Genomic DNA, 16868 nt, shown 5'->3' with positions numbered 1-16868 from the left:
GGTACATATTTTTTTTAGCATTGCGAATATAAGTCATTTTCGCATTTTAAACGACTATTCGCATTCAAAATCACATTTTACATTCTCTTTATTAACTTAATTTTATGAATTTTATAAAACAAAAAAAAAGGTGCTCTTTTTCAAGAACACCTTTTATATTAAAATGAAAAGAAACTATTCGTTCAACATTTTCCATAATTTATCTTTCAATTCGGTCAACCCTTGTTGAGCAACCGATGAAATGAACATATAAGGAACATCTTTGAACTTAACATCTAATTCTGCTTTTAGTTCTGCTTTTAATTCTTCGTCTAGCATATCAATTTTTGAAATAACCAACAAACGTTCTTTGTCTAGCATTTCTGGATTGTATTTGGTCAATTCGTTAACCAAAATATCGTATTCCGATTTGATATCTGGCGTATCTACTGGAACTAAGAACAACAGCGTAGAATTTCTCTCGATGTGACGCAAGAAATAATGTCCTAACCCTTTCCCTTCGGCTGCACCTTCAATAATTCCCGGAATGTCAGCAATTACAAACGATTGAAAATCGCGATAGGCTACAATTCCTAAATTAGGTTTTAAAGTAGTAAAAGGATAATCGGCAATTTTAGGTTTCGCAGAAGTCAACACCGATAGCAAAGTTGATTTTCCTGCATTTGGGAAACCTACTAAACCAACATCAGCCAAAACTTTCAGCTCCAGAATTACATCCATTTCAACTCCAGGTAAACCTGGTTGCGCATATCTTGGAGTTTGGTTGGTCGAACTACGGAAATGCCAGTTACCTAATCCACCTTTTCCGCCGCGGCATAAAACTTGTTTTTCTCCGTCTTCTGTGATTTCAAATAATGTTTCGCCAGTTTCTTTGTCCTTTACAACGGTTCCTAATGGCACCTCGATAAATTTATCTTCTCCATCGGCACCCGTACTTCTGTCGCCACCACCATCTCCTCCGTGACCCGCTTTGATGTGACGGGCAAATTTTAGATGAAATAAAGTCCAAAGTCCTTTATTACCTACTAGATAAATGTGTCCTCCTCGACCTCCATCTCCACCATCTGGCCCACCGTATTGTATAAATTTCTCTCTGTGCAAATGCGTAGATCCTTTCCCACCTTTACCCGATGAAACAAATATTTTTACGTAATCTACAAAATTTCCTTCTGTCATAATTTCTTTTACTTTTCAAAAAATCTAAAAAAAAATACCTGACAGCCACTGGCTGTCCTCCTTTTAATTTCAAATCTTCTGTCATTTTTTCTTGTATAAAAGTCTAAAAGTCTAAAGGTTTAAATTTGTTCTGAGAACCAACAACATTAAACATTTAAACCCTAAACCAAATTAACCATTTAAGGCTTTCACCATTACTTTATCTATCTTAACCCCATCCATATCAATGACTTCTAGCTCAAACTTTTGCCAAATCAATTTTTCTCCTTGTTTTGGAATATGCGACAACTCGGTCATTATTAAACCACTCACCGTGGTTACCTCATAATCGTTGATTAATTCATCAAGCTCGAAAAAAGTTAAGAAATCGTGTAATGAATAATGCCCATCAACCAACCAAGAACCATCTTCTCTTTCTATTAGCTGAAAATCATCTTTGTAGAACTCAGCAGCATCTCCTACCAAGGCTTCAAGTATATCATTCAAAGTAATAACACCCTGAAAAACGCCGTATTCATCGGATACAAAAGCGTAGTGAATTCCTGTTTTCTTAAAATCTTCAAGTGCAGTATAAGCCGTGGTTTGCTCCATAATAAATGGCGCTTCGGTCATAATATCGGCCAAATTGAAATTCTCATTTTCAAAATTGGCAAAGATATTTTTGAGGTTGACTACACCAACAATATCATCAAAATTTTCTTTGTAGACAGGATAAATAGAATGCAATTCTTTCAACATCAATTGTCGCACTTGTTCCTTGTTTGCGTCAAAAGGCAAGAAAACAACTGATTTTCTGTGCGTCATTAAAGAATTGACTTTCCGGTCACCAATATGAAAAACGCGCTCTACGATATCTTGTTCTATTTCTTGTACTTCGCCTCCTTCGGTTCCTTCTTTGATAATGGCTTTGATTTCTTCCTCGGTTACTTTGCCGTCTGCTGTAGGTTTGATTTGCAAAATATCTAAAATAGCATCTGTAGAAGAGGTAAGCAACCATATAAACGGAGCCGTGATTATCGAAATAAATTTCATTGGCATCGCTACAGTCTTCGCGATAGACTCTGGGTGGTTGAGACCAATTCGTTTGGGCAACAATTCCCCTAGTACTAAAGAGAAAAAGGTAAGAACAACAACCACAATCCCAACTGCAATGGAATGGGCATAGGGTTGAAAAACTTCATAGCTTTGTATAAAAAGCTCAACGTCTTTGGTGATTTTATCTCCAGAATAAATACCTGTCAAAATACCAATTAGGGTGATTCCTATTTGTACGGTTGACAAAAACTTATTGGGAGAATTGGCTAAATCTAATGCCGTTTTTGCACTTTTATTTCCTTTTTTTGCAGCTGTTTCTAATCTATTTTTCCTTGCTGAAATCAATGCGATTTCTGACATAGAGAAAACGCCATTTAAGAGTATTAGAAAAAAGATAATCAGTAATTCCAATTTTATGTTTGTTAGTTAAACTTCTTTTTAGCCCAGATGGAAGAGAAAAGCCCGGACTCTTGTGGTTTAGTTTTTGTTAGTAGCGCTAAGCGACTGAAAGAAGCTTGGGCGATGCTTTACAAAAACAAACCACAAGAGGAGGACTTGTAACGTACAGCTGGAATTGCTCCTACAAATTATCGATAACTTGTGTAAGTCTTTCGGTAATTTCTTGAATGCTTCCTATACCATCTACAGCGTGAAATTTGCTTTGCGCCTTATAATAATCCATTAAAGGAGCTGTTTTTTCATTGTATTCTTGGTAACGGTTTCTGATTTTTTCTTCGTCTTGGTCGTCTACTCTACCGCTTGTTTTTCCTCTTTCAAGCAAACGTGCCACTAGTACTTCGTCATCAGCTTCTAGCGCAATAGTAGCAGTTACCTGGCTACCGATAGTTGGCAAAAAGGCATCTAATGCTTCGGCTTGAGAAATGGTTCTTGGGTATCCGTCGAACAAAATTCCTTTGGCATCCAAATTTTTGTTTACCTCGTCAATTAGCATTTTAGTGGTTAATTCATCTGGGACTAAATCTCCTGCATCCATATAAACACGAGCTTGTTTTCCTAACTCGGTATCATTTTTCAGGTTATAACGAAATACATCTCCTGTAGAAATGTGAACTAATTGGTATTTTTCTTTTAGGAATTCTGCTTGAGTTCCTTTTCCTGCACCTGGTTTCCCAAATAAAACAATGTTAATCATTTTTGTAATTTTAAAAGTGGCAACCTTACATGTAAAGATTACCTTTTAATTAGTTATAGTTAATTTTAGTTATTCGCTTAGTTGATATACTTCAGATAAGTTTCTTCCCAATCCATCATAATCTAGTCCGTAGCCAACGATGAATTTGTTTGGAATTCGGATGCCGATATAATCAATTTTAATATCTTGCTTGTAGGCTTCAGGCTTAAAGAAAAGAGTGGCAATTTTGAAATGCTTTACATTTTGACTTTTGAACAATTCTTTTAATTCTACCAAAGTATTTCCGGTGTCTACAATATCTTCGAGAATCACAACTGACCTACCTGAAAGGTCTTGATTCAAACCTATTAATTGTTTTACATTCTCTGTAGAAGAAGTTCCTTCATAAGAAGCCATCTTAATAAAAGTGATTTCACAAGGTTTTTTGTATTTTTTCATAAAATCTGAAACCACCATAAATGATCCATTCAAAACTCCAACAAAAACAGGAGTCTCATCGGCAAAATCGTCTTGAATTTGAGCGGCTAATTTGGTAATAGCAAAATCAATTTCGTTAGCAGAAATAAACGGAACAAATTGTTTATCGTGAAGTTGTATCATTATTTTTAGGTTTAAAATAATGCGCAAAGATACAGAATTCGGATTTGACATTTAACAATTGATTTTAAATTTGTATTTTTAAATTAAAACCATCCAAAATGAGCACTGAACTGTTGTCCCATCTAGATTATGTAAGTGGTTATCGAGATAAAAGAGTGCTGGCGGCACAATTTGTTTTGAACCATCCCGCTCATTTTGAAGAATTGCTACATCTTTGCTTTGCTACTGAAGATGAAAAGTCATACAAAGCATGTTGGGTTTTGGAACAAGTGGCTTATAGTCAACTAGAATGGCTGCAATCTCATTTGGATTTTTTTTGTTCGCATTTAAATCAACTCAACAATGAAAGTGCGATTCGTCCGGTTGCCAAAGTAATGCAGTTATTGGTTGAAAATCATTTTAAAAAGAAGACCATACAACTCACCCCAAAACATCTTGAACTAATAACGGAATGCTGCTTTGATTGGTTGATTTCTGATACTAAAGTAGCGGCCAAATGCTACAGTATCCGCACACTATTCGTTCTAGGAAAATCGAATGATTGGATTTATCCTGAGTTACAAATTATCATCGAAAAAGACTATCCCAATCAATCCGCAGCCTATAAAGCCGTTTCAAAGGAGATATTAAAGAAAATAAAGTAGCGTTTTTCTATTTTCGAAAATAAACGAAATGAAAATTATCCGTACATTTGCAAAAACTATACGTATATGAACACTAAACTCACATTATCGTTAGAAAAAGATGTCATAGAAAAAGCTAAAATCTATGCCAAAGGTACTGGTAGAAGTTTGTCAGAAATGGTAGAAAACTATTTTAAAAGTTTGGTTTCTACATCAAATAATTCACAAGAAAACAAAGACGACGAGATAGATCCAAGTTTAAAAAAATTCGTTGGTATTATTGAATTACCTAAAGATTTTGATGTAAAAAAAGCTAGGGACGAGCATTACAAAGAGAAATACGGTATATGAGAAATATTTTTATCGACATCAATATATTAGTTGATATTTTTGCTAATAGAGAACCATTTGTTCATAAATCGTTATCAATCTATAATCTAGCTATTAAAAGAAAAATAAAATTATATTCCTCTTCAAATACTATAACAACATTACATTATATCTTAAAAAAATCAATTTCTGAGGAAAAAACAAGATTGGCATTAGAGCACGTTGTTGAACACGTATTGATTATTCCGGTGGATATCAATATCATCAAAAAAAGCTTAAAATCAAATCACAAAGATTTCGAAGACGCCATTCAAATCACTTCAGCACAATCTATTAACACCATAGAATGCATTGTAACAAGAGATTTAAAAGACTATAAAAATGCAGAAATGAAAGTGCTTACTCCTGATGAATTTTTAAACACACTATAAAACAAATGAATTTTTTTTCTTCTGATTTTAAACTAGGCATATTAGGTGGCGGACAATTAGGCAAGATGCTATTGTTTGACACTCGAAAATTTGACATCCAAACTTACGTACTCGATCCTAGCGACGAAGCCCCTTGCAAAATCGCTTGCAACCAATTCTTTCAAGGCGATTTGATGGATTTTGAAACCGTGTACAACTTTGGAAAACAAGTCGATGTTCTGACTTTCGAAATCGAATTGGTAAATCTAGAAGCCATAGAAAAACTAGAAAACGAAGGCAAAAAAGTATATCCTTCGCCAAAAACCTTGCGTTTGATTCAAAACAAAGGCGTGCAAAAAGATTTTTACACAAAACATAATATTCCAACCGCTCCCTATACTCGATTTGAAAATCTTGATGCTTTACAATTAGCTGTTACATCGAGCGCAGTTGGATTGCCTTTTGTATGGAAATGTACTGAATTTGGTTACGACGGAAACGGCGTAAAAGTGGTTCGAAAAGCTTCGGATTTGGATTTGTTACCCAATGTAGAATGTATAGCCGAAACGATGATTCCGTTCAAAAATGAATTGGCCGTTATCGTTTGCCGCAATCCATCGGGCGAAATCAAAACCTATCCTGTGGTCGAAATGGAATTCCATCCCGAAGCCAATCAAGTAGAATATGTAATCTGTCCTGCTAGAATCGATGAAAAAGTAGCCGAAAAAGCTAGAGCTATTGCGCTAAATGTTTCGCAACAATTCAACCACGTAGGACTTTTGGCGGTTGAAATGTTTCAAACCGAAGACGACGACATATTGGTAAATGAAGTGGCGCCTCGTCCGCACAATTCAGGTCATTACAGCATTGAAGCGAGTTATACCTCACAATTTGAAAACCATTTACGTGCCATTTTGGATTTACCTTTAGGCAATACCGATAGTAAAGTGGCTGGAATTATGGTCAATTTGGTAGGTGCCGAAGGTCATTCTGGAAACGTGGTTTACGAAAACATCGAAACGATTTTAGGTTGGAATGGAGTTACCCCACATATTTATGGTAAAAAGCAAACCCGTCCTTTTAGAAAAATGGGACACGTGACCATTGCCAATGAAAATATGGCCGAAGCAAGAAGAATTGCGGAGGAGGTAAAGAATACGATAAGAGTGATTAGTACTTAGTAAATAGTATCTATTGATTAGTAATTAGTCCTTAGTTACGTTGCTCCTTTACCTATGATTTTTTAAATTAGCTTTGTAAAAATTCAATATATGAAAATTTCAAAATTACATATCAATCAGTTTAGACATCTAGAAAATCTGGATTTTGATTTTACGTATCAAAGTGGTGATCGTAAAGGTCAACCCTTGGATAAAATATGTTTTATTGGACAAAGTGCTACTGGAAAAACAGGTTTGTTGGAATTAATTTATGAACAGATTAATTGTGCTTTACACTTAAATCTATTAAATGGAAACACTTCTTCTCCATCTATATTTAGTCACTATCTACCAACATTGAATGGCGAAATTGAATTACACTTTGATAAAAATAAATTTAATAGAAAAGCAGAAGAATTCAAATATAACGGCATAAATTATATTTTCAAAAACAAAGACGGATATGGCTCTACATTAATAGTTCCTGAACTCAAAAAAGATGTATTTTACTTTAAAGCCAATTTAATTTCAGATAAGAATATTGATATTTTTACAAAAAACCCAATTGACTTATTTGAAAAATATCGAGAAAAGATTCAACTCGTTGACACAACTTTTGTCGGTCAAGAAGATTTTAATTCCTCTTTTGATGAAAATGTTGAGCCTGAAATGTGGCTTTTCTTGTTACAAGAAATTTTACTCTATCGTAAAAATTTTACTCAAAAAATGTCTGATTTTGTTCACAAAAAACCAATTACAGACATTTCTACAATCCAATTAGAATTTGATAAATGGCAAAAAGAAAACCCTAACAAAATTGAAGAATTTGCAAAAGAATTCAATCCTCTTTTGGAAAAATTAAATTTGGAAGTTGATTTGGTTAACACCGAATATTCTATCCCAATAAAAAACAAAAAAACAGAAGAAATTATCCCAATCCAAAATACTAGTAATGGAACTAAAGGACTACTATTGTCGTTTTTACCATTATTCAAACTTGACACCAAAGATTCTATCATCTTAATTGATGAGCCTGAACGTTCCTTATATCCTGATATGCAAATGGAACTAATGGATCATTATCAGAGACTGGCACCCGACGCACAATTTATCGTAGCCACACATTCTCCATTTATTACTGCCTCTTTTGAAGCCGAAGAACGTTTTATACTCTATTTTGACGAAGAAGGAAAAGTAGCGGTTCGCAGAGGTACATCGCCAATTGGAGATGACCCGAATGATATACTCTATAATGATTTTGGCATCAATTACATCAACAAGTTTGGACAGGCAAAATACAATGAATATTTAGATTTGAAGCAAAAAATACACTTTGAGAAAGATGAAAAAATCAAAAAAGAATATGCTGAAAAACTAGAAAAAATTGGAGACGAGTATAATTTTTAAGGTATGAGAAGAATAATTAAAAACTCCAATTCTGAGGTTATTCTGAATGATATAAAATACAAAAAAGGAGATAATTCTATATTAGGAAAGATTTTATTAAAAGAACAAAAAAACTTTTGTGCTTACACCGAAGAATACATTGGAATTAACGACGCAGTAGATATTGAACATTTTAACCCAAATTTAAAATATTCAAATATCGATTCATATGAAAATTGGTATATGGTTAAACATAAACCAAATAATCTTAAAAGAAGTACTTGGATTGAACCTATCCTATATCCTTTTGATGAGCATTTTGAATCAAGATTAATTTATTCTGACGGTTATTTTCTTCACAATCCTGAAGATATTGAGGCCAAAAATCTAATTGATCTTTTGAATTTGAACGATGAAATTTTTGTAAAAAACAGGAAGAGATTCATTAATAGAAGAAAAGAGAGAATATCAGAAAAACAAATTTCAGTTTACGAGTATTTCACTGAAAAAATTGAAAATGAAATAGAATCCCTGAAATACTTAAGAGCCATTCAAGAAGAATTCAATATTGACATTTGGAATATGATTCCAGAATTATAATAAATAACAACTCAAACCCTACTCACCCCTAGTAGGAATTCCCCGCCAAGGCGGGTTAGGGGGTTTATATGAAAGTAGCCGTAATAATGGGCAGTATATCCGATATGCCTGTAATGCAAGACGCCATCGATATCCTTAACGGATTTGATATAGCAGTAGAAGTCGATATTGTTTCGGCGCACAGAACACCTGAGAAATTATTTGATTTTAGCCAAAATGCCCATAAGCGAGGTATTTCGGTGATTATTGCTGGAGCGGGAGGCGCTGCACACTTACCAGGAATGGTAGCCTCGATGTCGCCATTACCAGTGATTGGTGTTCCCGTAAAATCAAGCAATTCTATTGATGGTTGGGATTCTGTATTGTCGATTTTGCAAATGCCAGGTGGCGTACCTGTTGCCACTGTGGCCTTAAACGGTGCTAAAAACGCTGGAATTTTGGCCGCCCAAATCATTGGTAGTGCTGATAAATGCGTTTTAGATAAAATCGTCCTTTATAAAGAAGGATTGAAAGATGCCGTAAACAAAGCGGCTGAGGGATTAGCCCACCAACCCCCAAAGGGGGAGTAAAATCCGAAAAAAACACACAAAAATTATTAACTCAATACCCTACAATGCCCCCTTTGGGGGTTAGGGGGCTTATCTATGGAAATTTTAACCTCTACCTTCAAAACGAAATACAATACTGCACCCTTTTCTCAGATAAAATTGGAGGATTATAAACCTGCGTTTATCGAGAATATCGCTGCAGCAAAAGCGGAAATTGACGCCATCATCAACAATCCAGCAGCTCCGACTTTCGAAAACACTATCGAGGCCTTGGATTTTTCAGGAAATTCTTTGGACCGTTTATCGTCTATTTTTTTTAATTTGAATTCGGCAGAAACTTGCGATGAGATGCAAAAAATCGCCCAAGAAGTTTCGCCTTTGTTGACCGAATTCAGCAACGATATCACCTTAAACGAGGCCTTATTCCAAAGAATAAAATCGGTTTACGAGCAAAAAGACAGCTTGAATTTATCGCCAGAACAAGCGACATTATTGGATAAAAAATTCAAAAGTTTTTCTCGAAATGGTGCCTTGCTTTCGGAAGAAGACAAACTAAAATTGCGCGAAATCGATACGGAATTGGCTAAACTCAAATTGACTTTCAGTGAAAATGTTTTAGCCGAAACCAACAACTACCAATTGCATTTGACTAATGAAGCCGATTTAAAAGGTTTACCAGAAGGTGCTATTGAAGCAGCGAGTGCATTGGCCAAAAACAAGGATTTGGAGGGTTGGATTTTCACTTTGGATTTCCCAAGTTACCTTCCGTTTGTGACCTATGCCGACAATCGCGAATTGCGCAAAGAAATCACCATCGCTGCTGGTAAAAAAGCCTTTCAAAATAACGAATTCGACAATCAAGAAATTGCCTTGAAAATTGCCAAGTTACGCTTCGAAAGAGCAAATTTATTAGGCTATGAAACGCATTCTCATTTTGTTTTGGAAGAAAGAATGGCGCAACATCCCGAGAAAGTCAAATCGTTTTTGAATGATTTACTGACCAAAGCCAAACCCGCTGCCGAAAAAGAATTTGCTGAATTATCGGCTTTCGCCAAAGAATTAGATGGCATAGAACAATTAGAAAAATGGGATGGCGCTTATTATGCTGAAAAATTGAAGCAAAAATTATTCAATTTGGATGACGAAAAACTGAAACCTTATTTTCAATTAGAAAATGTTTTGAACGGCGCTTTTACTATTGCCAATAAATTATTTGGATTGACCTTCACGGAAATTTTCGACATCGATAAATACCACGAAGAAGTTTCCACATATGAAGTAAAAGATGAATTTGGCGAACTCGTGGCTATTTTCTACGCCGATTTTTTCCCAAGAAAAGGCAAACGAAACGGTGCTTGGATGACTTCTTTCAAATCGCAATACATTAAAGACGGCATAAACGAAAGACCTCACATTTCTAATGTTTGTAATTTCACCAAACCCACCGCCACCAAACCTTCCTTGCTAACGTTTAATGAAGTAACGACTTTATTTCACGAATTTGGTCACGGATTACACGGTATGTTGGCTAATACTATTTATCCAAGCTTGTCAGGAACCTCAGTATACTGGGATTTTGTAGAATTACCAAGTCAGGTGATCGAAAACTGGTGTTACGAACCTGAAGCGCTGGCTTTATTTGCCAAACATTATGAAACTGGCGAAATTATTCCACAAGAATATGTAAATAAAATAAAAGAAAGTGCCAGTTTTCAAGAAGGAATGGCTACGCTACGCCAATTGAGTTTTGGAATTTTAGATATGGCCTTTCATAGTAACAATCCAAGCGCGATTACTGACATCAAAGCTTTTGAAAAAACGGCTTTTGAAGGCACTTCCCTATATCCTGATGTTACCGAAAACTGTATGTCGGTTTCTTTCTCCCATATTTTCGCAGGAGGCTATTCGTCTGGCTATTACAGTTACAAATGGGCCGAAGTACTCGATGCCGATGCATTTGCCTATTTTCAAGAAAAAGGCATTTTCAATAAAGAAGTGGCGACAAAATTCAAAGACCACGTCCTTTCAAAAGGCGGCACCGAATTGCCAATGGAACTCTACAAACGCTTTAGAGGGCAAGAGCCAAAGGCAGATGCTTTATTAAAGAGAGCAGGATTGATTTAATCAATTTCAGCATTCAATTACATAACCGAAGCATTACCGCTTCGGTTTTTTTTAGAGCAATAAACGAAGTGCCAACCACCAAAAAATTGGTATCGCCTCCACCCAAAACAAGGTGTAATATTTAAACCGATATTCATTGGCAAAAGCCAAAAAAAGAGCAGTAACTAGGATAAAAAAAAGAGAAAGTAAACTAAAGTTCCCATTCAAACAATCCAAAGCTAAAAAAAGAACCAACAAGCCAAAACCAAGGCTCTTAGTTCGGTCCACTCCTATTTGCTGTGGTACGGTCTGTAATAAGGGATCATCGTTTTTTAAATCGACGATTTCAAAAATTAGGATGAGTACAAATACCAAAATAAACCGCTGCAAACCATAAACAAAGACCATAACATCCAATGAAAAATCTGCTTCTAAAGCAGGCAAAAAAACAGTAGCCAGAGTCCAACACAAAGACACAATATAAATTTTAATCCCTTTCCAATTTCTGGCATTGCTTCGATTAGGAAAAAAAGGTAAAGCATACAATAAGGTGAGTGCTACAATAAAAAAACCTCCTAATTGCGTCTGAAATCGCAACTGAAAGCAATAGTAGAGTAATCCCAAAAAAACAACCGCGCTAAACCAACCAATTACTTTTAATTCCTTCCGAATACCATTTTTTCTCCTTCTGATTAAAGACTCATACTTAATAAAATTGTAGGCGAAAATTGTCCCAAAAAACACAAATAGCGACAAAGAAAAAGGGGAAGAAAAAAATAACTGTTGTTGAGTAATACAAAACAAAGCCAAACAAGACAAGCCCACGTGTACGCTGCTATTGATGTAAAAACGAAATAAATGTCTGAAAATCTTCATTAAACAAAATTAATCAATTGTAAACAAATCATTGATTTAGTTGAAAAATCAATAAAAATTACCCAACAAAATACGTCTTGAATTATTAATAATACTTATTTTTGCACCACAAAAAAACAACACCTACTATTTTAATTCAAAAAAAGTCTGATGATTGTATAATCAAAAGTAATCCAAAACATTACACTACAGACCAATTTGTTTTAGAATATAAAAAAAACACTATTTAGTACAAATGAGAACAGATGCTTTTGCTTTAAGACACATTGGTCCAAGAGAGAATGACCTTCAACACATGTTGAAAACCATTGGAGTTGATTCTATTGAACGACTCGTTTATGAAACCCTTCCAGATGACATTCGTCTAAAAGCACCACTGCAATTGGATCCCGCAATGACAGAATATGAATTTGCGAAGCACATTCAAGAATTAGGTAATAAAAATAAAGTTTTCCAATCTTATATTGGTTTAGGATATCACCAAGCGATTGTTCCTGCTGTAATTCAAAGAAATATTTTTGAAAACCCAGGATGGTACACGGCTTACACGCCTTACCAAGCCGAGATCGCACAAGGTCGTTTAGAGGCGATTTTGAATTTCCAAACTATGGTGATTGAACTTACCGGAATGGAAATTGCCAATGCCTCACTTCTTGACGAAGGTACAGCAGCGGCTGAAGCTATGGCTTTGCTTTTTGATGTAAGAACCCGCGAACAAAAGAAAAACAATACCAACAAATTCTTCGTTTCTGAAGAAATTTTACCACAGACGTTATCGGTTTTGCAAACACGTTCTACACCAATCGGAATCGAATTGGTAGTTGGCAACCACGAAACTTTCGAATTCTCGGAAGAGTTTTTTGGAGCAATGTTACAATATCCTGGTAAATTCGGTCAAGTATATGACTATTCACAATTTATCTCAAAAGCTGCAGCTCACGAAATAAAAGTAGCAGTAGCGGCTGATATTTTAAGCTTAACCAAATTGACTCCTCCAGGCGAAATGGGAGCAGCTGTAGTAATTGGAACTACACAACGTTTCGGAATTCCATTAGGATATGGTGGACCCCACGCTGCGTATTTCGCAACAAAAGAAGAATACAAACGTTCTATGCCAGGACGAATTATTGGTGTTACTATTGATGCGAACGGAAATAGAGCCTTGAGAATGGCTTTAGGAACTCGTGAACAACATATCAAACGTGAAAAAGCGACTTCAAATATCTGTACTGCACAAGTACTATTGTCTGTAATGGCCGGTATGTATGCTGTGTATCACGGACCTAAAGGCTTGAGATATATCGCCAATAAAGTACACGCCGTGGCAGCAACAACTGCTAACGAATTGACTAAATTAGGCTACGAGCAAACCAACAGCGCTTTCTTCGACACCATTGTAGTGAAAGCTGACGCTCAAAAAATTAAACCTTTAGCAGAGCAAAACCAAATTAACTTTTTCTACATCGACGAAGCAACAGTTTCTATTGCATTCAACGAAACCACAAGCATCGAAGACGTAGCCAAAATTGTTAACATTTTCGCTGCCGCAAAAGAAACTCAAGCTCCAGAAATTACTGAATTAACAGCAACCAACCACTTCCCTGAAGAATTAAATAGAACGTCTTCGTTTTTACAACACGATGTTTTCAATAAATACCATTCTGAATCAGCAATGATGCGTTACATCAAAATGCTTGAGCGTAAAGATTTATCATTGAACCACTCGATGATTTCTTTAGGTTCTTGCACCATGAAATTGAACGCAGCTTCAGAAATGTTACCGTTGAGCAACCCACAATGGAACAACATTCATCCTTTTGCTCCACTAGATCAAGCACAAGGTTACCAAGAAATGTTGCGCAAATTAGAACAACAATTAAATGTAATCACAGGATTTGCTGGTACTACTTTACAACCTAACTCAGGTGCTCAAGGAGAATATGCAGGATTGATGGTGATTCGTGCGTACCACCAATCTCGTGGAGATCACCACAGAAATGTAGCGCTTATACCTTCCTCCGCACACGGTACAAATCCAGCATCAGCTGCTATGGCAGGAATGAAAATCGTGGTAACCAAAACTTTGGAAAACGGAAATATCGATGTGGAAGATTTACGCCAAAAAGCCATTGAGTATAAAGATGAATTGTCTTGTTTGATGGTAACCTATCCTTCTACACATGGTGTTTATGAAAGTGCAATTTGCGAAATCACCAAAATCATTCATGATAATGGTGGTCAAGTATACATGGACGGAGCGAATATGAACGCTCAAGTAGGTTTAACCAACCCAGCTACTATTGGCGCGGATGTTTGCCACTTGAACTTACACAAAACCTTCGCTATTCCTCACGGTGGTGGTGGACCAGGTGTTGGACCAATTTGTGTAGCTCCTCAACTAGTTCCATTTTTACCAACAAACCCAGTAATTCCAACTGGAGGAGAACATGCCATTACCGCTATTTCTGCTGCTCCATGGGGATCTGCTTTAGTTTGTTTGATTTCTTATGGATACATTTCTATGTTAGGTGCTGAGGGATTAAAATCAGCAACGGAACACGCTATTTTAAATGCCAACTACATCAAAGAAAAATTGAACGGTCACTATGACACTTTATATTCTGGTGAAATGGGTCGTGCCGCTCACGAAATGATTTTGGAATGTCGTCCTTTCAAACAAAAAGGAATCGAAGTAACGGATATCGCTAAACGTTTGATGGATTATGGTTTCCACGCACCAACAGTTTCTTTCCCAGTGGCAGGAACCTTAATGATCGAACCAACCGAAAGTGAAAACTTAGAAGAATTGGATCGTTTCTGTGACGCTATGATTTCCATCCGAAAAGAAATCGAAGCCGCAACTATCGAGGACAGCAACAACGTTTTGAAAAACGCGCCTCATACATTAGCGATGCTAACTGCTGAAACTTGGGATTTCCCATACAGCAGAGAACAAGCTGCTTTCCCATTAGAGTATATTGCCGAAAACAAATTCTGGCCTACTGTGCGCAGAGCTGATGATGCTTATGGCGACAGAAACCTAGTTTGTAGCTGTGCTCCTATTGAAGCGTATATGGAAAGTTAAAAACTAATAATTTTTCAACTATAAAGCCCGACATAATTTTATTTGTCGGGCTTTTCTTTTTTTAAATAAAAAAGTACTTAAAATCAAAAAAAAACTGAAACTACCGATTTCAATCGATTGAGATTTTCCAAAAAACACAGAATTCATTAAAAAATAAACAATAATTCAACAAAAAAAATGTTATTTGATAATTATATGCATGCATAGTAAATTTTATTGCTCGAATTATTTTTTAATGCTTAATTTAGCTAAGATTATACCAAAAATACCCTGATGAAAATACAAATAACCGGAATTGGAAGCTACATTCCAGCCCTAAAAATTCACAACACCGACTTTGACAAACATGTCTTTTTAAACGAAGACGGATCCGCTTTTGCTTATCCAAATGATGTAGTGATTAGCAAATTCAAAGGAATTACAGGAATCGAAGAACGTCGTTATGCAGAGGATCATTTGAACTCATCAGACTTAGCCTTTTTTGCTTCAGAAAAAGCTATTGAAGACGCAAAAATTGATCCCGAAACCATTGACTACATTATCTATGCCCACAACTTTGGCGATGTCAATTACGGCACAATTCAAGCGGACACGCTACCAAGTCTAGCGACAAGAGTAAAAAACAAATTGCAAATTAAGAATCCAAAATGTGTGGCTTACGACATACTTTTTGGTTGCCCTGGATGGATTGAAGGCGTATTGCAAGCCAATGCCTTTATCACTTCTGGAATGGCAAAACGTTGTTTAGTTATTGGAGCCGAAACCCTATCAAGAGTAGTAGATGCTCACGATAGAGACTCTATGATTTATGCAGATGGTGCTGGAGCAGCGATTATCGAAGGCTCAGATTCAGAAACAGGTATGCTCTCTTACGAAAGCGGTACTTTTGCCATAGACGAAGCCAATTATCTGTTTTTCGGAAAGTCATACAACCAAGACTTGAATCCCAACACGCGCTATATCAAAATGTATGGCCGAAAAATATACGAATTTGCACTAAGCAAGGTTCCTGCTGCAATGAAAAGTTGTTTGGACAAAAGCGGTATCGAAATCAATCAAATCAAAAAAATATTGATTCATCAAGCCAATGAAAAAATGGACGAAGCTATCATTCACCGTTTTTACAAACTCTATGGACAAACTCCTCCTAAAGACATTATGCCAATGAGCATCAACGAACTAGGAAACAGTAGTGTTGCCACCGTCCCAACTTTATACGACTTATTGACGAAAGGCCAAATCAAAAACCACGAAATCCACAAAGGAGACGTCATAATGTTTGCCTCAGTTGGTGCCGGAATGAATGTCAATGCCTTTGTATATCGCTACTAGTAGTACTTAGTAACTAGTCCTAAGCCCCTAGCTCAAATTGTGCTAATCACTAATCACTATGGACTAATCACTATTTTTCAGGAGCCAATCCAGCTATACACTACAAGTCCTCGCCCTGGAGTTTATTTTTACAAGGCGCCTCAAGAGCTTCTTTTAGTCGCTTTGATGCACCAGCAAAAATTAAACCCCAGTGCTGTGGGCTTTTCGTTTCTATCTGGGCTAAACAACGCAGGACATTCATTTAAAAAAAGCAGCCACGAATACACAAATCACTTGAACAATTTCTTGAAATAGATTGTAAATTTCATAATACGATAGTATGAATTTGTGAAATCAAAACGCCTTAAAATTTGTGCTGCATTAGTGTAATTTGTGGCAAAATAGTTAAAAGATAACACCCTATTTACAATGCCTTCAAAACACATATAATTTGTATATTTGCGCCTTGTTT

15 protein-coding genes are annotated in these 16868 nt (G+C 36.0%); 10 read left to right on the top strand and 5 right to left on the bottom strand.

Features of this window, described 5'->3' with window-relative positions; translation table 11 throughout:
* Positions 1-174: 174 nt before the first annotated feature.
* The 4 genes from obgE to hpt form a co-directional block, all read right to left on the bottom strand.
* A complete protein-coding gene (gene obgE / locus ACZ1AQ_RS11290) occupies positions 175-1176 on the bottom strand; it encodes a GTPase ObgE (RefSeq protein ID WP_489633008.1) in 1002 nt (333 codons plus the stop codon).
* Positions 1177-1347: 171 nt separating this feature from the next.
* A complete protein-coding gene (locus tag ACZ1AQ_RS11285) occupies positions 1348-2622 on the bottom strand; it encodes a hemolysin family protein (protein WP_489633007.1) in 1275 nt (424 codons plus the stop codon).
* Between the two features lie 169 nt (positions 2623-2791).
* Positions 2792-3364: an adenylate kinase gene (locus tag ACZ1AQ_RS11280; RefSeq protein ID WP_489633006.1), complete on the bottom strand. Its 573-nt coding sequence runs from the start codon at positions 3362-3364 to the stop codon at positions 2792-2794.
* 69 nt (positions 3365-3433) lie between these two features.
* Positions 3434-3964 (bottom strand): hypoxanthine phosphoribosyltransferase, encoded by a 531-nt coding sequence (gene hpt / locus ACZ1AQ_RS11275; RefSeq protein ID WP_489633005.1) that lies wholly within the window; start codon positions 3962-3964, stop codon positions 3434-3436.
* Positions 3965-4062: 98 nt separating this feature from the next.
* On the opposite strand from hpt, the gene ACZ1AQ_RS11270 reads away from it, so the two are divergent.
* From ACZ1AQ_RS11270 to ACZ1AQ_RS11235, 8 genes are all read left to right on the top strand, one after another.
* On the top strand, positions 4063-4608 hold the full coding sequence (locus ACZ1AQ_RS11270) for a hypothetical protein (RefSeq protein ID WP_489633004.1): 546 nt from the start codon (positions 4063-4065) through the stop codon (positions 4606-4608).
* Between the two features lie 66 nt (positions 4609-4674).
* Positions 4675-4938: a DUF6364 family protein gene (locus tag ACZ1AQ_RS11265; RefSeq protein ID WP_489633003.1), complete on the top strand. Its 264-nt coding sequence runs from the start codon at positions 4675-4677 to the stop codon at positions 4936-4938.
* Positions 4935-5348 carry a type II toxin-antitoxin system VapC family toxin gene (locus ACZ1AQ_RS11260; protein ID WP_489633002.1) on the top strand — a complete coding sequence of 138 codons (414 nt, stop codon included), beginning with the start codon at positions 4935-4937 and terminating at the stop codon, positions 5346-5348. The genes ACZ1AQ_RS11265 and ACZ1AQ_RS11260 overlap by 4 nt, the downstream gene beginning before the upstream one ends.
* Positions 5349-5353: 5 nt before the next feature.
* Positions 5354-6508: a 5-(carboxyamino)imidazole ribonucleotide synthase gene (locus ACZ1AQ_RS11255; protein WP_489633001.1), complete on the top strand. Its 1155-nt coding sequence runs from the start codon at positions 5354-5356 to the stop codon at positions 6506-6508.
* Positions 6509-6598: 90 nt separating this feature from the next.
* Positions 6599-7894: an AAA family ATPase gene (locus tag ACZ1AQ_RS11250; protein WP_489633000.1), complete on the top strand. Its 1296-nt coding sequence runs from the start codon at positions 6599-6601 to the stop codon at positions 7892-7894.
* 3 nt (positions 7895-7897) lie between these two features.
* A complete protein-coding gene (locus ACZ1AQ_RS11245) occupies positions 7898-8473 on the top strand; it encodes a hypothetical protein (protein WP_489632999.1) in 576 nt (191 codons plus the stop codon).
* Positions 8474-8541: 68 nt separating this feature from the next.
* Positions 8542-9042: a 5-(carboxyamino)imidazole ribonucleotide mutase gene (gene purE, locus ACZ1AQ_RS11240; RefSeq protein WP_489632998.1), complete on the top strand. Its 501-nt coding sequence runs from the start codon at positions 8542-8544 to the stop codon at positions 9040-9042.
* A 75-nt stretch (positions 9043-9117) separates the two neighbouring features.
* Entirely contained in the window at positions 9118-11145 is a 2028-nt protein-coding gene (locus tag ACZ1AQ_RS11235) for a M3 family metallopeptidase (protein ID WP_489632997.1), read from the top strand.
* 51 nt (positions 11146-11196) lie between these two features.
* On the opposite strand, the gene ACZ1AQ_RS11230 is transcribed toward ACZ1AQ_RS11235, so the two are convergent.
* Positions 11197-12000 carry a UbiA prenyltransferase family protein gene (locus tag ACZ1AQ_RS11230; protein ID WP_489632996.1) on the bottom strand — a complete coding sequence of 268 codons (804 nt, stop codon included), beginning with the start codon at positions 11998-12000 and terminating at the stop codon, positions 11197-11199.
* Positions 12001-12235: 235 nt separating this feature from the next.
* Here ACZ1AQ_RS11230 and gcvP point away from each other — a divergent pair, with 235 nt between their 5' ends.
* Both gcvP and ACZ1AQ_RS11220 read left to right on the top strand, forming a co-directional pair.
* On the top strand, positions 12236-15085 hold the full coding sequence (gene gcvP / locus ACZ1AQ_RS11225; RefSeq protein WP_489632995.1) for an aminomethyl-transferring glycine dehydrogenase: 2850 nt from the start codon (positions 12236-12238) through the stop codon (positions 15083-15085).
* A 273-nt stretch (positions 15086-15358) separates the two neighbouring features.
* Positions 15359-16417, top strand: a complete 1059-nt coding sequence (locus ACZ1AQ_RS11220; protein ID WP_489632994.1) for a 3-oxoacyl-ACP synthase III family protein — start codon at positions 15359-15361, stop codon at positions 16415-16417.
* Positions 16418-16868 lie beyond the last annotated feature (451 nt).

Source organism: Flavobacterium sp. UM26, assembly GCF_057922445.1.
Note: the sequence above shows the minus strand (reverse complement) of the source record. Positions and strands in the feature narration are given on the sequence as shown.